Origin of the sequence: Pedobacter rhizosphaerae (assembly GCF_900111155.1) — a bacterium.
GTDB lineage: Bacteria > Bacteroidota > Bacteroidia > Sphingobacteriales > Sphingobacteriaceae > Pedobacter > Pedobacter rhizosphaerae.
In genome coordinates this window covers 21420-40870 of the sequence record NZ_FOGG01000014.1, presented here as the reverse complement: position 1 = coordinate 40870, position 19451 = coordinate 21420, and the positions used below count along the sequence as shown (strand labels likewise).

11 protein-coding genes are annotated in these 19451 nt (G+C 39.6%); 9 read left to right on the top strand and 2 right to left on the bottom strand.

Translation table 11 applies throughout. From position 1 onward, the window contains the following. Window positions 1-6: 6 nt before the first annotated feature. Entirely contained in the window at window positions 7-3099 is a 3093-nt protein-coding gene (locus tag BMX11_RS12630) for a SusC/RagA family TonB-linked outer membrane protein (RefSeq protein WP_245738657.1), read from the bottom strand. Window positions 3100-3298: 199 nt separating this feature from the next. Here BMX11_RS12630 and BMX11_RS12625 point away from each other — a divergent pair, with 199 nt between their 5' ends. Both BMX11_RS12625 and BMX11_RS12620 read left to right on the top strand, forming a co-directional pair. After that, window positions 3299-3484 (top strand): CsbD family protein, encoded by a 186-nt coding sequence (locus tag BMX11_RS12625; RefSeq protein ID WP_090884810.1) that lies wholly within the window; start codon window positions 3299-3301, stop codon window positions 3482-3484. 55 nt (window positions 3485-3539) lie between these two features. Further along, on the top strand, window positions 3540-4589 hold the full coding sequence (locus BMX11_RS12620) for a glycoside hydrolase family 130 protein (RefSeq protein ID WP_090884808.1): 1050 nt from the start codon (window positions 3540-3542) through the stop codon (window positions 4587-4589). A 332-nt stretch (window positions 4590-4921) separates the two neighbouring features. Here the strand turns inward: BMX11_RS12620 and BMX11_RS12615 are convergent, their stop codons facing one another. Continuing rightward, entirely contained in the window at window positions 4922-7855 is a 2934-nt protein-coding gene (locus BMX11_RS12615) for a M16 family metallopeptidase (RefSeq protein ID WP_090884806.1), read from the bottom strand. A gap of 374 nt (window positions 7856-8229) precedes the next feature. Between BMX11_RS12615 and surE the strand changes: the two genes are divergently transcribed. From surE to BMX11_RS12580, 7 genes are all read left to right on the top strand, one after another. Beyond that, window positions 8230-9075 (top strand): 5'/3'-nucleotidase SurE, encoded by an 846-nt coding sequence (surE, locus tag BMX11_RS12610; protein WP_245738656.1) that lies wholly within the window; start codon window positions 8230-8232, stop codon window positions 9073-9075. A gap of 4 nt (window positions 9076-9079) precedes the next feature. Then, window positions 9080-9352, top strand: a complete 273-nt coding sequence (locus BMX11_RS12605; RefSeq protein WP_090884804.1) for a stationary phase survival protein SurE — start codon at window positions 9080-9082, stop codon at window positions 9350-9352. A gap of 30 nt (window positions 9353-9382) precedes the next feature. Continuing rightward, the gene (gene lpxB, locus BMX11_RS12600) at window positions 9383-10495 is read left to right on the top strand and encodes a lipid-A-disaccharide synthase (RefSeq protein ID WP_090884802.1); all 1113 of its coding nucleotides are present in this window, start codon (window positions 9383-9385) and stop codon (window positions 10493-10495) included. Between the two features lie 178 nt (window positions 10496-10673). Continuing rightward, complete coding sequence (locus BMX11_RS12595; RefSeq protein ID WP_245738655.1) at window positions 10674-13886, top strand: SusC/RagA family TonB-linked outer membrane protein; 3213 nt, start codon at window positions 10674-10676, stop codon at window positions 13884-13886. An 11-nt stretch (window positions 13887-13897) separates the two neighbouring features. Further along, a complete protein-coding gene (locus BMX11_RS12590; protein ID WP_090884798.1) occupies window positions 13898-15553 on the top strand; it encodes a RagB/SusD family nutrient uptake outer membrane protein in 1656 nt (551 codons plus the stop codon). Between the two features lie 177 nt (window positions 15554-15730). Beyond that, entirely contained in the window at window positions 15731-16735 is a 1005-nt protein-coding gene (locus tag BMX11_RS12585) for a LacI family DNA-binding transcriptional regulator (RefSeq protein ID WP_090884796.1), read from the top strand. Window positions 16736-17173: 438 nt separating this feature from the next. Next, a complete protein-coding gene (locus BMX11_RS12580; RefSeq protein WP_090884794.1) occupies window positions 17174-19441 on the top strand; it encodes a GH92 family glycosyl hydrolase in 2268 nt (755 codons plus the stop codon). Window positions 19442-19451 lie beyond the last annotated feature (10 nt).

The window sequence follows — 19451 nt, the reverse complement described above, 5'->3', positions numbered from 1 at the left end:
TTTTAATTATAGTCCAATGTTTACTCCAAATGAAATTACACGTGGTTGTGGTGCAGAATAAAAGTCTACACCCTGATTGATATTGGTAGATTGATAATCTGCATTCACTTCAGGATCCCAGCCTTTGTAGCCTGTTATTGTCGCTAAGTTTTGAGCAGTGGCATATAATCTAAGTTTACTGAGCTTTATTTTTGTTAGTATAGATGAAGGAAAAGTATATCCTAGTGTCAGCGTTTTCAAACGGATGTATGAGCCGTCAGAAATATATCTTGTAGAATTGCCAACGCCATTTCCATAAAATAATCTGGGTTCTGGAACTGAGGTTACATCTCCTGGCTTATCCCAATAGTTCATTTGATCAGCAGTTTGATTGTCATAGCCATTGGATGCATTTGCACTCATGTATTGTCCAGCTGAGTTGAAGATTTTATTTCCTTTAACGCCCTGGAAAAATAACGTAAGATCGAAGTTTTTGAAAGCGAAACTATTGTTGAGGCCGAAGGTATATTTTGGGTTAGGGTTTCCTGCGAAAATCCGTTGTGCTAAATTAATATTCGTAGTGGTTGATCGATCAACATTTCCTGCCGCATCGGTAGTATTGCGGTAATATAATGCATCTCCATTAGCAGGGTTTACACCGGCATATTCTGGGAGATAAAAAACTCCAATCGGTTGACCTGCAATAGCTGCATTAATTTCGTTCGCATTTAATACCTGCCCGCCAAGATCCGTAATTTCATTATTGTTAATTGCAGCTGTTATGGCAGTTGACCATTTAAATTCACCAACAAAGTTTTCTGTATTGATAGCAAGTTCAAAGCCAGAGTTCTTTAATGCACCTAAATTCTGGGTAATCGTTGCAAAGCCCGTTGTTTGTGGAACAGGTACATCTAGTAATAAATCGGTCGTGTTTTTTCTATAATAGTCGAATGCGCCGGTAATCCGGTTTTGCAATATCCCAAAGTCTAAACCAATATCCAGTTGCTTTGTTTTTTCCCAGGTTAAGTCTGGGTTAGCAATTCTTGATGGGGTTTGTCCGGGTAGACCACCGTATGCCCCAGTACCAGCAAAAAGTCCTCTGGCAACATAATTTCCTATTTCAGCATTACCCGTTAAACCGTAGCTTCCCCTTAGCTTTAACAGACTAAAAGTTTCACCCGATTTTAGAAAATCCTCTTCGGATATAATCCAGGCTAATGATCCGGCAGGAAAGTAACCGTATTTATGATTGGCACCAAAACGTGAGGAACCATCTGCTCTCACACTAAAGCTGGCAATATAGCGGTCATTATATTTATAGTTCGCTCTGAAAAAGTAAGATAAGAAACTAAAAGCACCTTCATTGCTGGTTGCTATAACCTTGGTGGCCGCAGATCCTAACTTGATATAAGAATCACTCGGGAAGTCTTGCCCTTCCAGGGTACTAAACTTCGTGGTTGATTTTTGGTAACTGGTACCTAAGGTGGCATCAATATTACTTTTCCCTATTGAGGTATTGTACGTGAAAAAGTTATTGGTATTGGCATTAATTACAAAGGTTGAGATATTTTGACCATAACCGTTGGAGGTTCCTGTGTTTCTAAATGTTAGTGATCCATAATAACTTTCCTCATTCTGGTTTAAGTTATCAATCGAGAAATCAGTACTGAACTTGAGTCCTTTTGCGAGATTTAAATTGGCAAAGGCTTTTCCTAAAGTTCTGTAAACTGTTGCTTTATAGAAAGCATTACCAATGCTGATAAATGGATTGTAATAAACGGGGTAGTTAGAGGCAGCTCCGGGCAATGATCCACTTACCAGGCCCGATCGAGGATCGATAAAGGGAGTAATTGGTGATAAAGCCACAGATTGTAAGGGACTGGAAAACGCATTATCGTTGGATAACCTATTGTTGATGCTATTTGAAAAATTCAAGTTCACGCCAACTTCTAAAAAGTCTGTAACTTTATTTGTCAGGTTTAACCTTCCGCTATATCTTTTGTAGCTATTGCCCACCAGGATGCCTTTTTGATCTAATGCCTGCCCTCCAATATAGAATTTGGTTTTATCATTACCTCCGGTTAGGTTGAGGTCATATTGCTGTGTTACCGGCTTATCCTGAAATGAGGCTGCCTCCCAATTAGAGTTTACCTTATATGTTTGATAATCATTATTACCAGCAGAATATCTGTTTAAGCGCCCTTCTACAATAGAATTATAATCATCTAACGCTTCCTGAAGTGTTGTGTAATCACCGTTCAAAAAATCTTGATTAGCTGCACCCTGTCCAGCCCTTCTCAGGATCTGAACATACTCCTGAGCATTTAGAAATGTCCTGTGGTTAGATGGGGAGCTAATTCCGCCCAAGGCATTAAATTGTATGAGTGTTTTGCCTGCTTTACCTTGTTTTGTAGTAATGATTACCACGCCATTTGATGCCCGGGCACCATATATTGCCGAAGCAGCCGCATCTTTCAAAACCTCGATAGATTCGATATCATTGGTGTTTAGATCTGCCAACGCACTTGTAGGGGCGGTAGTGCTAGATAAATCACCAGAAGTGATAGGGATTCCATCAACAATATAAAGCGGTTCACTCCCTGCTGTTACAGAAGCTGCACCGCGTACCCTTACGGTTATGCCTTGCCCAAGTTTTCCATTTTGGGCGGCAATTTGTACACCTGCCGCTTTTCCCTGTAAAGCCGATTCGAAACTAGTAACAGGTAAGTTTTCCAGATCTTTTGATTTAACTGAAGTAACCGACCCTGATACATCTCTTTTGATCTGTGTTCCATAACCTACTACCACTACATCGGAAAGCGTAGTATTTTCCTCATCTAAAGTAACGTTGAGTGTTGTTCCTGTAATCGCAGACTCCTTAGTTTTGTAGCCAATAAAGGTAAAGACCAGGATTTTAGCATCAGATGGAATACTGATCTTGTAGCTCCCCGTGGCATCACTCTGTGTTCCATTGGATGGTGTGCCTTTTACAAATATGCTCACCCCTGGGATGGGTTCTGCATTACTTGAGGTAACCTTTCCGCTAATAACCCTGCTTTGCGCGAAAGCAAATGAAATTAACCCGAAAGATAAAATCATACATAAAAGTAGTTTTTTCATCAAATTTTCAAGTTTAGTTAATAATGATTGTTTGTATTGGGAATGATATTGTAATATACTAAAAATTAGGCAGATTAATTTAATCTAAAGGTTAGGAAATCAAGGCGTTTGAAAGGAATTGATTAGATTCTAAACTTTTTCTTGAGCCTTTTGTTGAAATAGGTAGAAACTGTTTATTAAACACTTAAAATAAATACCTATGGATAAGTTAGAAATTAAAGGAAAATGGAATGAGATCAAAGGAAAAGTTAAACAGGCATATGCTGATTTAACCGATGATGATTTAAAGCATGAAGAGGGACAAGATGATGAATTATTAGGGAAACTTCAGCAAAAAACCGGTAAAGGAAGAGATGAACTGGTAAAATGGATCAACTCTTTGTAATACATTCTTAAAAACGGGCATTCAATTTTGGAAGCCCGTTTTAATTTGAAATCAAATGAAAGACATTGCTGCAAGATTTCATCAAAATCCACTCTTATTGCCAGGCGACCTTCCTCCAAGTGTACCGGGATTAGAAATTCTTTGTTTACTTAATCCGGGAGCTTTTACTTTTCAAGGCAAGATTTGGCTGATTATACGGGTGGCCGAAAGACCAGGCCAACGCGATGGTTTTATTTCCTTTCCGATACTCGGCGATGAGGGGATAAAAATTCTTGAAATTTCATTAGATGATCCTGATCTGGATGCGCATGATCCCAGGGTAATCCGTTATAAAGGGAACGACTATCTAACTTCCTTATCTCATCTTAGGCTGGTATGCAGTGACGACGGTATTCATTTTTATGAACCTGAGGGATTCCCGCTATTAATTGGCGAAGGTGTAAACGAAAGCTTTGGGATTGAAGATTGCAGGGTAGCGCAGATAGAAGGTACCTATTATCTTACTTTCACTGCAGTTTCGGCCCATGGTGTGGGGGTGGGTTTAAGAACCACCCAAGATTGGAAGTTGTTTGAAAACCATGGGATGATCATCCCGCCACATAACAAGGATTGCGCTATTTTTGAAGAAAAGATTAATGGAAGGTTTTATGCGCTTCATCGCCCCAGTAGTGTAGCTTTAGGAGGTAACTATATTTGGCTGGCAGAATCGCCCGATGGCATTCATTGGGGTAATCATGTCTGTTTGCTTCAAACACGAGAAAATTCATGGGACAGCGTTAGGGTAGGTGCTGGTGCGGCACCAATTAAAACAGCGGAGGGATGGCTTGAAATCTATCATGGTGCAAATGAGCATCACCAATATTGTTTAGGTGCCTTTCTACTAGATTTGAATGATCCTTCAAAGTTGCTGGCGAGAACTGAACATCCAATTATGATTCCGACTGCAGATTATGAATTAACTGGTTTTTTCGGACAAGTCGTTTTTACTAATGGGCATATCCGGAATGGAGACGAGCTAATTGTTTATTATGGTGCAGCCGATGAAGTGGTTTGCGGCGCCAGATTTTCTATTTCAGAAATTTTAAAAGGGTTGAAGCCTGTGTAGGCTATCAGGCATACCAATTCTATAAAGAAAGATTGATAGCAGGCTAAGTAACTAACTGCAAGCCCGTTGTAGCTGCGTTTTAACAGGTAGTTTTACATTAGCAATCTCTAATTTAATAATCATAATGTTAGGCTACCTTTGAGTCAAAATAAAAAAAGAGGCCGTATCATAAATTAAATTTTCATTCAGATTTGTCACGTTGAGCCTGTCGAAACGCCCTAATAGCGCTGAATAAGGTCCTTCGACAACTTGTCCCGATTTTACATCGGGAAGCTCTGGATGACAATCGATCTTTATGATACGGCCTTTTAAATATTATAAATCATTAATTCTTAGTAACCAAAAATCTGCTCTAAGCTTAATTTAGTTACCGGTCCGAATTTTTGCAGATCAGCTAAATTGATTTTTTTCTCTGATGCCACAACGCAATAATTGTAAGGTTTTCCAGATAAATTTTCCTGGTGGAATTTTTTAATATCGCCAAAAGTTAATGGCTTTAAGTTGGCATATTCATCAATTCTGGAGTCATGATCAAATCCTAGTTTTTGGTCAGCAAAGTAAGCATAGATCATGTCGTCTTTGGTAATGCGAGAAGTCTCGATGCCATTTAATGAGTTTGTTTTAGATAATGCAAACGATTTATCCGATTCAGGTAATACCGTTAATAACTCATTCATTCCTGCAACAGCATCATTCATTTTATCGGCTTGGGTACCCACATAAGCAATTACGGTATTCTCCTTATCCTTACTATTTGGAGAAGAGTAAACGGCATAAGTAGAGTAGGCCAACGCTTTCGATTCACGGATGGTTTGAAATACTACGGAGCCCATTCCTCCACCAAAATAATTGTTGAAAAGATCGATTTTTGCTGAATTTGCGGGGTCGTATAAACCGCTGTTGCGTACCCAACGGATTTCTGCCTGTACCATATCGTAATCGGCAAAATACACTTTGTTAGAGTCTGTTTTGGTATAAACAAACTTCTTAATTGGCGCTGCCGGCGTAAATTCTTTCGCTAAGGGATGCGCTTTTACAATGGTAGCAGAGAAATCGGCCAATGTTTTAGGACCATAATAAGTGATGGTATGCTTATAGTTGCTGAGATTATGAAGCATGTATATCAAATCGGCCGATTTAATGTTTTTGATTTCATCATTGGTTAGCCCATAATTGAAAGGATTATCAGCACCGTATTGTGCATAACTCATCAATCCACTTAGAATAGAAGATTTATTTAGTTTAGCGTTCTCTCTCGATTTTAAGATGCGACCCTTGAGGTCTTCCAGTGCTTTCTCATTAGGTTTACAGTTGGCTAATACATCTTCAAGAAGCGCAACAGCCTGATCGAAGTTTTCTTGTAAGCCGCTAATGGATACGGTGGTTACATCAGTGCCAACATTTACATTATAGCTGCATGCAATGTTATAGAAGGCCTTGCTAATATCCTCCGAAGAATATTTATCCGTACTTAAAAAGGATAAGTATTGGGCTGCGTATGGCAATAATTTGTAATTATATGCGCCCATATCGAAGCGGTAAGACATGCGGAAGATGCCATTTTCTGTATTTTGAACAGCAATTACATCTGCAATAGACGCTTTGCCAAAATTTAAGTCTTTTTGATAATCTAAAAATTTGGGTGTAATCGGTTTAACCGCTGCGGCAATAATATTCCTGGTAAATGGAGATACCTCGTTAGTATTGGTTTTTACGGCAGTTATGGTAGGTTTTTCTACCTTGACGATACTTTTATCTTCACCTTTGTGTTTTAAAATAGCCACATAATTTTCGATGAAGAACTTGTTGGCAAATTCAACGATTTCTTTTTTCGTTACCTTGGCCATGGCATCAGTTGAGGCTAGCATCTTATCCCACTCTGTTGCACGATTCAGGATAAATGCATTCATGGTAGCATCTGCCCGTACATCATTATTATCATAAGCCTGAAGTTCGCCTAATTTGATATTGGCTACAGTGGCTTTGATTAAGCTTTCGTCAAATTCACCTTTCTTAAGCAACTCTATCTGCTCCAATAAGAGTTTTTGTGCCTCCTCCAAACTTTGACCAGCCTTTGGCGAACCCGATAGGATGAAGATACCATAGTCTTTCATTTGATTGTAACCCGCACTTGCACGAAGCATTTTTTGTTGTTTGTTGATGTTAATATCCATCAAACCAGCTTTACCATTTGATAAAATGCTACCGATTAAATCCAACAGTAAACTTTGGTGGGTATTTTGTGCAAAACCTCTGTAAGCGATATACAGATTTTCAGCACTCGGACCATAAATATCTACTTTCTGAACTTTCGTTAATGGTTTCTCTGCCGCCGGGTTGTAAAGTGACACCGGTTTAGCAACCATGTAGGCAAAATCTTTATCAATTTTTTTGATTAACTCATCATAATTGATATCCCCAGACATGATTAATGCCATATTATTAGGCACATAATATTTATTGTAATATTTTCTGATCTCCACTAAAGATGGATTTTTCAAATGTTCTATTGTACCAATAGTAGTTTGCTGCCCATAATTATGCGTTGGGAAAAGGGCATAAAGCATTTTCTCATACATTTTACGACCATCATTATCCATGCCTATGTTTTTTTCTTCATAAACCGCTTCCAGCTCGGTATGGAAAATACGAAAAACAGGATTACGGAAACGCTCTGCCTGAATGGCCAGGAATTTATCTATCGCATTGGATGGAAGGTCTTCTTCGTAAACCGTTTCTTCTACAGCAGTATGGGCATTTGTTGACCCGCTACCTACTGCCTTCATCATTTTATCGTACTCATTGGCGATAGAATAGTTAGAAGCCTCGCCAGATACTTTATCGATCTCTTTGTAGATTTCTTTTCTCTTGGCTGGGTCTGTTGTTTTGTTGTATGTTTCGTAAAGGGCTTCAATCTTATCCAAATAAGGCTTTTCCTTCGCATAATTCAAGGTTCCAAATTTATCTGTTCCTTTAAACAAAAGATGCTCCAGGTAATGAGCCAAACCTGTGTTGGTTCTGGGATCGGTGTTGCTACCCGCCCTAACCGCCATTTTATAGGTGATATTGGGTTCTTTATTGTTTTGTGAAAGAATTACGGTAAGGCCATTTTTAAGGGTGTAAAAACGGGTTTTAGTTGGGTCGTTGGTTACATATTTATACGGGTAACCACCTGAAGTCCCTGTTTTCCATTGATAGGTTGTTTGCGCCTGGGCTAATGAACCTGTAACTAGAAAGCAAGCTAAAGTAAATAGTTTGAATTTCATTGAAATTTGGTTTATGATTATGAACCAGTATTTGAAAGAACAATAATACCCGGTTCATTGTTAATAAGTTGTTTACCCAAATATAAAGGCTTTCCATTTGGGAATGAAATGCTTTTGACAAATCTTAACTGAAAAAGCATGAATGGGTGATTTTGGCCTATTGTGGAGGGAGGCTGAAGGATTTGGTTGTAGTATTTAGTCTTTAGTCGTTAGTATTTAGACATCATGCTGGTACAATTAAACAGTTCAACAATTAAACGAACTTGACAATGTTTTTTATTTTCTTCCAGAGCAATTAAGCAATTCAACAGTTCAGCAATTAAACAATAAATCTCCATTCTTGCTACTTAATTATTATCTGTAATTTTGTCTTTATGACAAAGCAAAGTACAAAACCCAATATTTTAGTGGTAAACGATGATGGCATTACGGCAACAGGGATTAAAAACCTGATGGAGGTGATGCAGGAGATTGGAAATGTAGTAGTTGTGGCTCCAGATAGTCCGCAGAGCGGGATGGGGCATGCGATAACCATTGGTAAACCTATTCGTTTTGATCGGGTAGATTTATATCCGGGAGTAGAAATGTACAAATGCAGTGGAACACCGGTTGATTGTGTAAAGATTGCGGTTAATAAAATTTTTAAGGGTAAAAAGCCAGATTTGTGCGTGTCAGGAATTAATCATGGTCTTAATAATTCTATTAATGTAATTTACTCAGGTACCATGTCTGCTGCCGTTGAGGGGGCTATTGAAAAAATACCTTCTGTAGGTTTTTCATTAGATGACTTTGCTGCCGATGCAGATTTTAGTCACACCAAAAAATACATCAAAATAATTTGCGAGCAGATATTGGCCAATGGTTTGCCAGAGGGTACTTTACTCAATGTGAATTTCCCTAAAGGAGACGATTTAAAAGGAATTAAAATTTGCAGACAGGCCAATGCGAAATGGATGGAAGAGTTTGAGGAGCGTGTTGACCCTTACAAGCGACCGTATTATTGGTTAACTGGTGTATTTGAGAACTTTGATAAGGGGGAGGATACGGATGTTTGGGCGTTGGAGCATAATTACGTTTCTGTTGTTCCGGTTCAATTTGACCTAACCGCGCATCACGCCATACAGCAACTCAATAGCTGGGATTTCGGTAGTGGAAAGGGCAATGCCCAGGGTGGATCGAAAAATATAATTTCAGCTCCTGACGGCTTAAACCTGGGATAAACGAATGAACAACTTTACTAAAAAGCTTCCCAATTCTGTATGGATGGGCTTAGCTATAGGTTTGTTTTTACCCTTTATAGGATGCGCCATGGCCTGGTATATTATTAACCATGTAAGTTACCTGGCTAAGGCCGATTTATTATACATCGCTGGTATAGGTGTAAATGCCTTTACCCAGCAGTATTTTTTTAAATTAAACAAGGAAAATATTGGCCGTGGCATACTGGCAGCAACATTTTTGTGTGCCTTTGTTTTCTTTGCCTACAAAGTTTTTTAAATCAACACCTCTTTATTTTAGCTCAATCAGATGAAATATTATTTAGTAGCCGGAGAAGCATCAGGCGATTTGCATGGTTCCAACTTAATGAAAGCCCTAAAAAAAGAGGACTCACAAGCCGCTTTCAGATATTTCGGTGGAGATAAAATGCAGCATGAGGGTGGAGAGCTCGTTAAGCACTATGCTGACATGGCTTTTATGGGTTTTACGGAAGTGATTTTAAATCTGAGAACCATATTCAAAAACCTTAAAGCCTGCAAGGAAGATATCATCAATTGGAAGCCTGATGTATTGATTCTTATAGATTTTCCGGGTTTTAATATGAAGATTGCCGAGTTTGCCAAAAGCCAGGGAATTAAAGTATGCTATTATATTTCGCCAAAAGTTTGGGCCTGGAACCAAAAGCGCGTGCTTAAAATCAAAAAAGTAGTCGATAAAATGTTCTGTATTCTTCCTTTCGAGGTAAATTTTTATAAAGAATGGGGAATGGCGGTAGATTATGTGGGTAATCCCTTGCTGGATGAAATTAGTCAGTTTATTCCCGATGAAAATTTTAGGTTAACCCATGACCTGGCAGAAAATAAAATCATAGCCCTTTTACCAGGGAGCAGGAAGCAGGAAATCGACAGGCTTTTGCCGGTGATGTTGAGTATGGTGGAGCAATTTCCCGACTATACTTTTGCTGTTGCAGGAGCACCTACTTTTAGTCCGGCTTATTATCAGCAATTTATTGGAAAAAGTAAGGTTAAACTTTTATTCAATAATACTTATAACCTGTTGCATCATGCGCATGCAGCAGTTGTGGCCTCTGGAACTGCCACTTTAGAAACCGCTCTATTTCGCGTGCCACAAGTGGTCGTTTATAAGGGAGGGACAATTTCTATCGCAATTGCAAGGCTTTTGGTAAAGATTAAATTTATATCGCTGGTTAACCTGATTGTTGACCGCAAAATAGTGACAGAACTGATTCAGGAAGACTGTAATCCAAACCGATTAAAACAGGAACTGGATCTCGTTTTGGAAGGAGGAGGAAGGTTGAAAATGCTCGAAGATTATGACGCACTTTTACAGTTAATGGGTAAGCCTGGAGCATCCGAAAAAACCGCCAAATTGATCAACCAAAATCTGACTTCCCCGCAATAATTTTTCGCTATCCAAAAGCTATTTTCATTTTTTTTAAAACAAAACCGCATTTAAAGCGTTACTAAATCGTTTTGCGGAAATCCATTATCTACCTAATTAATTCTTACGCCTCATTGATTTTTGGAATTTGGTAACTGCATTGCATTAACTGAATTATAAACTAAACTAATGAGTGCCAATGAAAAACATTCTACTCAGGGTCACGGGGTTCCTATGCCTGATCCTAATTTCTAGCCCCCAGGTGTTTGCCAAAATGAAAGGAGAAACGAGCGAAATTAGCTCCTTTTATTTTCAGCAGGACACCACAAAACGACAGGATACCACTAAAAAAGCTCCGGCAGATACGGTGAAAAAGCCGGTTAATCCTTTGGGCTCCTCTTTACCTGTAGCACCTGCAACGCCCACATCAGCGCCTGCCAATGCTGCTCCGGCTGCCAGCGCAGCCAAACCTGCCGCAAATGCGGGTCAAATTACCATTACCGGTACCGTTTTAGATGAACAAAAACTCGGTTTACCAGGCGTGGGAATCAAAGTTCAGGGAAAACAGGGCGGATCGGTAACACAAGAGAACGGTAAGTTTTCCATCAAAGTGAGCGCTGCAACCGATGTTTTGTTATTTTCATACATTGGGTATCAACCTAAATCGGTTCCCGCAGGCGATGGAAGTAAGCCACTGGTGGTAAACTTAGTTCCCTCTGGTGCCGAGAAACTGGATGAAGTAGTGGTAGTGGGATATGGTACCTTAAAAACAAAAGAGGTTACTTCTTCCGTTGCCCACGTAGATACTGCCCAGTTCAGGCAGGGCGGTGCACGTAGTGCGCTCGATCTGGTCCAGGGTAAAGTAGCAGGTTTAAATATTACCCGATCGGGAAGTTCTAACCCCAATTCTAGTCCGAGTGTACAATTAAGGGGAGTGGTTTCTTTAGCCGGAAGTGCCAGTCCGCTGTTTGTAATTGATGGAATCCCAGGTGGAAATCCAGATCTGCTTCAACAAGATGATATCCTTTCTGTTGATGTACTGAAGGATGGATCTGGAGCAGCAATTTATGGAACGAGTGCAAATGCCGGGGTTATTTTGATTACCACTAAAAAAGGTAAATCAGGTCCGCCTACATTTAATTACTCCTCCTACGTGAGAAAGGAATTCGTTCAAAACCGGTTAGACTTCTTAACTGCCGATGAATTTAGACAAAAACTTACCTCTGGAGAGATTTCAGGAAGAGACTATGGAGGTAATGAAGATCTTTACGATCGATTAATCAACCATGATAATATTTCTCATAACCATAACTTATCGCTCTCTGGAGGAACAGATAAAACCAGCTATCGCGCGAGCTTAAACTACCGCGATTTGCAAGGTATCGCTTTGCAAAATGACCGGGAGGAATATACCGCAAGGTTAAACATCAACCAGAAAGGTTTGGATGATAAATTGAATATCCAACTTAATTTGGCTACCAATTTTAATAAAGCCAATTTGCTGGCAGGTGGATCGCCTATTTCTTTTTTCGATAATGAGCTTACCGGAAGCGGTTGGGAAGAATATGCTACAGAAAATCCTACCAAGCCTATTTATAACCCCGATGGCTCCTACTATTTTGATACCCAAAGTACCAATCAGTTTGCGCGTTTGTACCAAACTACCAGCTATCGTAAACAGCAAACCAGCTCGGCAGATATTAAGGCAGATTTAGATATCGTAGAAGGATTAAAAGCTTCTGTATTCGGTTCTATCCAAAGAGATAGCTATGTGGACGGCGGTTATGCCCAGCTGGGAAGTGAAAACTCTGTAGAAAATAGCGATTATCCAAACGGAGGATATGCCTTCAAAAATAATTACTTATCCCAGGGTTTTGCATTTGAGCCTACCCTTAACTATAATAAAACAATAGATAAGCATTCCTTCACGGTATTGGCAGGTTACAGTTATCGGTATAATATTGAAGAAGGGGCAAAAGCCAATACCCGTGGATTCTTAAATGATCAGTTCAATGAAGATAACCTGAATGCCGGACAAGCTCTTGCAGATGGTAAGGCCGGATTAGGAAGTTTTAAGAATGACAATACCCTTATCGCCTTTTTTGGACGGATTAATTATGCATTCAACAATAAATACCTGGCGCAGTTTATTTTAAGAAGGGAAGGATCATCCCGTTTTGGAGACAACAACAAGTGGGGAAGCTTCCCGGCAGTTTCTGTAGGTTGGAATGTGACTGAAGAAAAGTTCATGGAAAATGTGAAATGGGTAAATAACCTAAAGCTTCGTGTGGGTTATGGTGTAACGGGTAACTCTGGTTTTACCAACAACGCTTCGAGAGTTTTATTAACCACAGGAGGGAAATATCTTTATCCGGATGGAGCATACCGCGAAACTTATGGCCCGGGCAGAAATCCTAACCCTTTCCTGAAATGGGAAAGCAAGCAAGAAACCAATATCGGTGCTGACTTTAGTTTGTTCAATAGTAAGCTAAGCGGATCACTTGATTTATTTAACCGTACCACGAAAGATCTTTTAGATCTTTACACTACCCCACAACCCCCTTATATCCAGAATACCATTTATGCCAATGTAGGTAATATCTCTTCAAAAGGTATTGAGCTTGCATTAACCTATCAAGCCATTAAGACTAAAGATTTAACTTTTAGCATGGACTTTACCGGAAGTACCATCAAAAACAAACTCAATTCTTATTCAGACGGTACCTTTAAGGTTCAGTACAGGACTTTTGGAAGCATTGGTGGAGCGGGTGATTTGGGCGATGCCATTACCACTTACGAAGGAGAGGATGTTGGTGTTTTCTGGGGTAAGCGTTTTGCAGGTTTTGATGCCGATGGAAAGTGGTTGTTCTTTAACAGAAACGGACAAGCAGTGCATAATGATCAAATCAACTATTCAAAAGATAGAGGTATGACAGATCTTGCACCCATTGGAAATGCCATTCCTAAGTATTATGCTTCTTACACAGCCAACTTGTCTTACAAAAACTTCGATTTAAGAGTTTTCTTGAGAGGTAAGTTTGATTACGACATCTTAAATACTACGGCCTTAACCTATGGAAATCCATATGTTTCGGGTAAAAACTACTTAAGAGAAGCTTTTGGCAAGTACAACCAGATTAACGATACCTATATGTATTCAGATTACTATCTGGAAAGTGGAACCAATGTTAAGCTGGATGAAGTGACTTTGGGTTACAACTTCAAACTCAAATCTAAATTTATCCGCAACTTACGTGTTTATGCAACAGGGCAAAACCTGGCTACCATTACAGGTTACACCGGAAATGATCCAGATTTTATTCAGGATACTGGCTTAGGTCCTGGTGTAGATAATAGAGGAGCTTACCCAAGCACCAGATCATTCCTTTTTGGAGTTAATGTAGGCTTTTAATCAATACAACAATGAAGAACAAATCAATAATATATCTGGCATTTATGCTGTTTTTAGCTTTGGGTAGTGCATGTACCAAGCTTGATGAGAATGCTTATGATCAGATTCCGTCTGATAATTTCTATTCTAACAAAAATGAGGTTTTATCGGCAGTTTTGCGTCCTTATACGCATGCCAATGCCTGGGTAACGCCATCCGGTCAGGATGGCTGGTGGAGGCCTGCAGAACTTTCTGCCGATCAACTGGCCTGGCCAACTAAAGGACCACATGGTGAAGACAGCGGGAAATGGAAAAGACTCCACTACCACACATGGACGGTAGATGAGGCTGGATTAAATAATGCCTGGTCGCTGATGTACGCTGGTGTAGGTTATTGTAATGACCCTATTGCCCAGATCAATTCGAGAGATATCTCTGCCATGGGGATTACCCAACAAGAGAAAGATGCTTACCTATCGGAGTTGAAGTTGCTGAGGGCTTTCCATTACCTTAAATTAATGGATTTATTTGGTGGTGTGCCAATCCAAACTGAACCTGCAGACCCTTTGAATCCTGTGTACCCATCAACATCCAGTAGAAAAGAAGTTTTTGATTTCGTAGAGAAGGAGATTAAGGATAATATCAATAATGTACCAAAACTCTCCAGGGCACAATTGGGCAGAATGTCTCAGGCCAGTGGCTATGCCATGTTGGTTGAGCTTTACCTCAATGCAGAAGTTTGGAGTGGTACGCCAAGGTGGGACGATTGTATTGCTGCGGCAGATAAGCTTATCAATAATGAAGGAGGTGGACAGAATGGAAATATGGCTTTAGATCCAAATATTACCGATCAGTTTAAAAATACCAACGATTTATCCAAAGAAGTGATCTTCTCTATTGCTTATGATTTTACCCGAGCCAAATTTGAGCCATCCTGGACAGGTGAGTTTTATCATTTTGCCCAACGTGATATTTATGGAGGGGGACGAAATGGCAACGATGGTATTGTACTTATACCAGGGGTTTACAACAAATATGAGGCAGAGGATCTTCGCAAAACCAACTGGTTGCTTATTGGCCCGCAGTTAAAATTCGCCGATGGAGTAACACCGGTGCAAGGGACTGTAGAATATGCAGGTAAACCTCTGGAGTTTGTAGATAATATCCAAAGAAATTCAAAAGGATCAACCGTATCTAACATGAGCGAGGGCGAAGAAAACAGTGGAGTTCGGTTCAATAAGTATAAATTGGGGAATTCTGTTCCAGGTGTTGTTAACGGAGTTAAAGTAGAACCCGATCCCAATTACAACAATACCGATTGGAATGTATACCGCTTAACCTGGATCTATTTTGCAAAAGCAGAAGCTTTAATGCGTAAAAACGGTGGCAATGCTACACAAGAAGCGGCAGATTTAATTAATGCGACCAAGAAAAGGGCTTATACTGATGCAACATGGGCTGGCAAAGCCTATACCACCACTTCCCTAAATTTAGATGAGCTACTCGTTGAAAGGGGAAGGGAATTTATATTCGAAGGGTTTAGAAGAGATGATTTAATCCGTTTTGGTAAATTTACTACCGGAACCTGGTGGGATCATAACGCTTCCAATTCGATCAGGAATTTGTATCCGATTCCACAAAGGCAACGGGATTTGAATCCTAAGCTGGCTCAAAATCCAGGTTATTAAATGAATTTAAAGGTGCTCCCAATGCTGAGCACCTTTTTCGTTTCTTTATGGATGAAGGCCCTGGCTTTCAGTAATAAAAACGATATAAAGCCCCCCGTTTTACAGTTTTATTCCAGACTGGGGTCAAAAAACTATATTTTTTATTAGATTTGGTTAATTTAAATACAAAATTCATAGATGAAATCGCTTTCTATTAAAGATATCGCCACAAAAGCTAATGTATCCATTACAACCGTTTCGTTTATTATCAATGGCAAGGCCAAAGAGAAGTCCATTAGCGAGGCTGTAATCGAGAAAGTAGAAAAGATTATTAAAGAAAGCGGGTACAAGCCTAATCAGATTGCGAGAAGTTTGAGAACAGGGAACTCGAACATCATTGGTTTGATGATAGAAGATATATCAAACTCTTTTTTCTCCAGAATAGCGAGACTCATTGAAGATAAGGCTTATAAGAAAGGTTACAAGATTATTTATTCAAGTACTGAAAACAATGTTGATAAAGCAAAAGAGCTGATTAACATGTTTAAATCCAGAAAGGTAGATGCTTATATCATTGCACCGACAAAGGGAATTGAAGAGGATATCAATCAATTGCTTGCAGACAATACGCCAGTAATTCTTTTCGACCGTAACCTGCCTGATGTAAAAACAGGTTATGTTGGAGCCGATCATTTCCATGCTTCCTATCAATCTATTGAAAGCTTTATTAAGCAAGGCAAGAAAAAAATAGCACTGGTAACCACAGATATTAATGTGCAGCAAATAACAGAGCGATTAGAGGGATATCAAAAAGCTCTGGAAGATCATAAAATTGCTTACGATGAAAATCTGGTGGTAAAGATTCATTTTAATCAGGATGAAGCTGAAACCATGGCTCAAATAAAAACCTTATTTCAAACCCAAAATATTGATGCCGTCCTCTTTGCTACCAACTATTTAGCCATTAGTGGATTGAAAGTATTAAAGGAAATTGATAGAAAAGTAGGGGATGACTTCGACGTTATCGCTTATGATGATCATGAGGCTTTTGAACTCCATACCCCAAGAATTTCAGCTGTACAGCAACCGCTGGAAGAAATTGCTGAAAATGTGATCAAGCTGGTTCTAAGTCAGTTGTCTAAGAAAACCAAAGCAGAGCAGTTAGAGATCATCGTCCCTGCCAAACTCATTATCAGAAGCTAGATTTTTGATTGTAACTTAAATGTTACCTTTCGGTTTCTCCATATCATATAAAATTATCTAATATTGGATTGGTAAATCGTTTTACGTTGGATGCCTTTACAATTGATTAGTTAGCAGTTTATACAGAGAGTTTTTTAGAAGTCGCGTCAGGGAGGTAGTTGGTAAAACGTTTTAAGCAATCTAAACCAAATGAACCAATTATGAGAAATTTTCTTCCCCAAATGCTGGATAATATTCCAGTCATCCGAGCTTTTCCAACAGATAAATTCTTTCCATTCTGCTTAAAATCTAATAAAGACGATGAGTAAAAGTAATTCTTTGCGCAAGCTTTAAGAATTTGGTGGCATGAATGCCAAACTTTTAAAAAATCAGCATTAAACACATTGAAGGTTACCTGGTGAATAGGTTACATCGGGGAGCAAAATATTCAAAACACAAATGAAACTTAAATTCATCATCCCATTGGCAATCGGCCTGGCTTCCTCCAATGCTTGGGCGCAGCAGAAAGATTGGGTGCAGTATGTAAATACACTTCAGGGAACGAATTCCAAACACGAATTAACAAGAGGTAACACTTATCCAACCACTGCATTACCTTTTGGTATGCATACCTGGACTCCCCAAACAGGTAGAAATGGCGATGGCTGGAAATATCAGTATTTCAAAGATAAGATAAGAGGATTTCAGCAGGCGCATCAATGCAGCTCCTGGACCAGAGATTACGCGGTTTTTTCCCTCATGCCCATGATCGATAACCTGGTTGTTGATGAAAACAAACGCGAAGCGAAGTTTAGCCATGAAAACGAGATTGCTAAACCGAACTACTACAAGGTTAAATTTGAGAACAAGATCACCACAGAAATATCTCCTTCTGAACGCGGAGCCCATTTGCGTTTCACTTATCCAAAGCAGAAAAGAAGCTTTTTAGTTTTAGATGGCTATACCCGTTTGAGTGGTGTTCATATCTATCCTAAAGAAAATAAAATAACGGGGTATGTAAATAATGGAGAAGGCTTTAAAAAAGGTTGGAAAAGTTATTTCATATTAAAATTTGATAAGCCAATCAGATCATTCGGTACCTGGGAAAACAATAAAAATACTGTAAATGCAGATTCCATTGCTGCGGAAGGTTTGGGCAAAGGGGCTTTTATTGAGTTCAATCCCGGAGAAGTGGTTCAGGTTAAAACCGCATCTTCATACATCAGCTTAGAACAGGCTGAGTTGAACTTGAAGCGCGAACTGGGTGCAGATCAAAACCTGGAACAAACCAAAGCTAAAGCCGCTGCGGTATGGAATAAATCTTTAGGGAAAATTGAAGTAGCAGGTGGGTCTAAAGCAGATATGGAAACCTTTTACTCTTGTTTCTTCAGGGCAAGTCTTTTCTCGAGGAAATTTTATGAAATAGATGCGAAAGGGAATCCCTATTATTTTAGTCCGTATGATGGGAAAATTCATCAAGGCTATATGTTTACCGATACTGGCTTTTGGGATACTTTCAGAGCCCAGTTTCCTTTAAATACATTGGTACAACCTGAAATGCAGGGGCGTTATGTTCAGGCTTTGCTGGATGCATATGATCAATGTGGTTGGTTGCCTTCCTGGTCCTTTCCAAGTGAAGCAGGGAGTATGATCGGTAACCATGCCATTTCATTACTTACTGATGCCTGGGCAAAAGGAATCAGGACTTTCGACGCTAAAAAGGCACTGGATGCCTATTACCATGAAGCGATGAATAAAGGGCCATGGGGGCCGGCAAACGGACGGGATGGAGTGAAAGATTACAACAGTTTGGGATATGTTTCTTACCCCAAATACAGAGAAGCAACCGCTAAAACCCTGGAGTATGCTTATGATGATTATTGTGGTTATGCTTTAGCTCAGATGACCAGTAATCAGCATTACATGGATACTTTTGCTAAGCCCATGTATAATTATAAAAATGTTTATGATCCAGCTTCCCGTTTTATGCGAGGAAAAGACGCAGCAGGGAACTGGGCTCCAAACTTCGACCCTACAGAATGGGGCGGACCATTTACCGAAGGAAATGCCTGGCATTGGCAGTGGTCTGTTTTTCATGATACAAAAGGCCTGATTAACCTGATGGGAGGCAATGAAAATTTTGTGGCCAAACTGGATTCTGTTTTTACTGAACCCAACAAAGTTAATGTAGGCAGTTATGGAGGAATGATTCATGAAATGACCGAAATGGTGTTGGCCAACCTGGGGCAGTATGCACATGGAAACCAACCCATCCAACATATGGTTTACTTGTATAACTATGCCAACCAACCCTGGAAATCGCAATTCCATGCCCGGCAGGTGATGAAGAAATTATATGATGCTACAGAGAACGGGTATCCTGGGGATGAAGATCAGGGACAAACTTCCTCCTGGTATGTATTAAGTGCCTTAGGCTTTTACAGTGTTACCCCTGGAACCGGAGAATACGTTTTAGGTAGCCCGGCATTTAAAAAAATCACCATCAATCTGGAGAATGGTAAAAAATTTATCATTAATGCCCCAGCTAATGATGATACACATGTGTATATCAAATCGGCTAAGCTAAATGGGAAGGACTTTACCAAAAATTACCTTAAACATAGCGATTTGTTAAATGGTGGAGAATTGCGATTGGAAATGGACAGTAAGCCTGCTCTAACGAGAGGGCTTAAAGAAGAAGATAAACCTTTTTCGCTAAGTAAATAAATAATAGGGG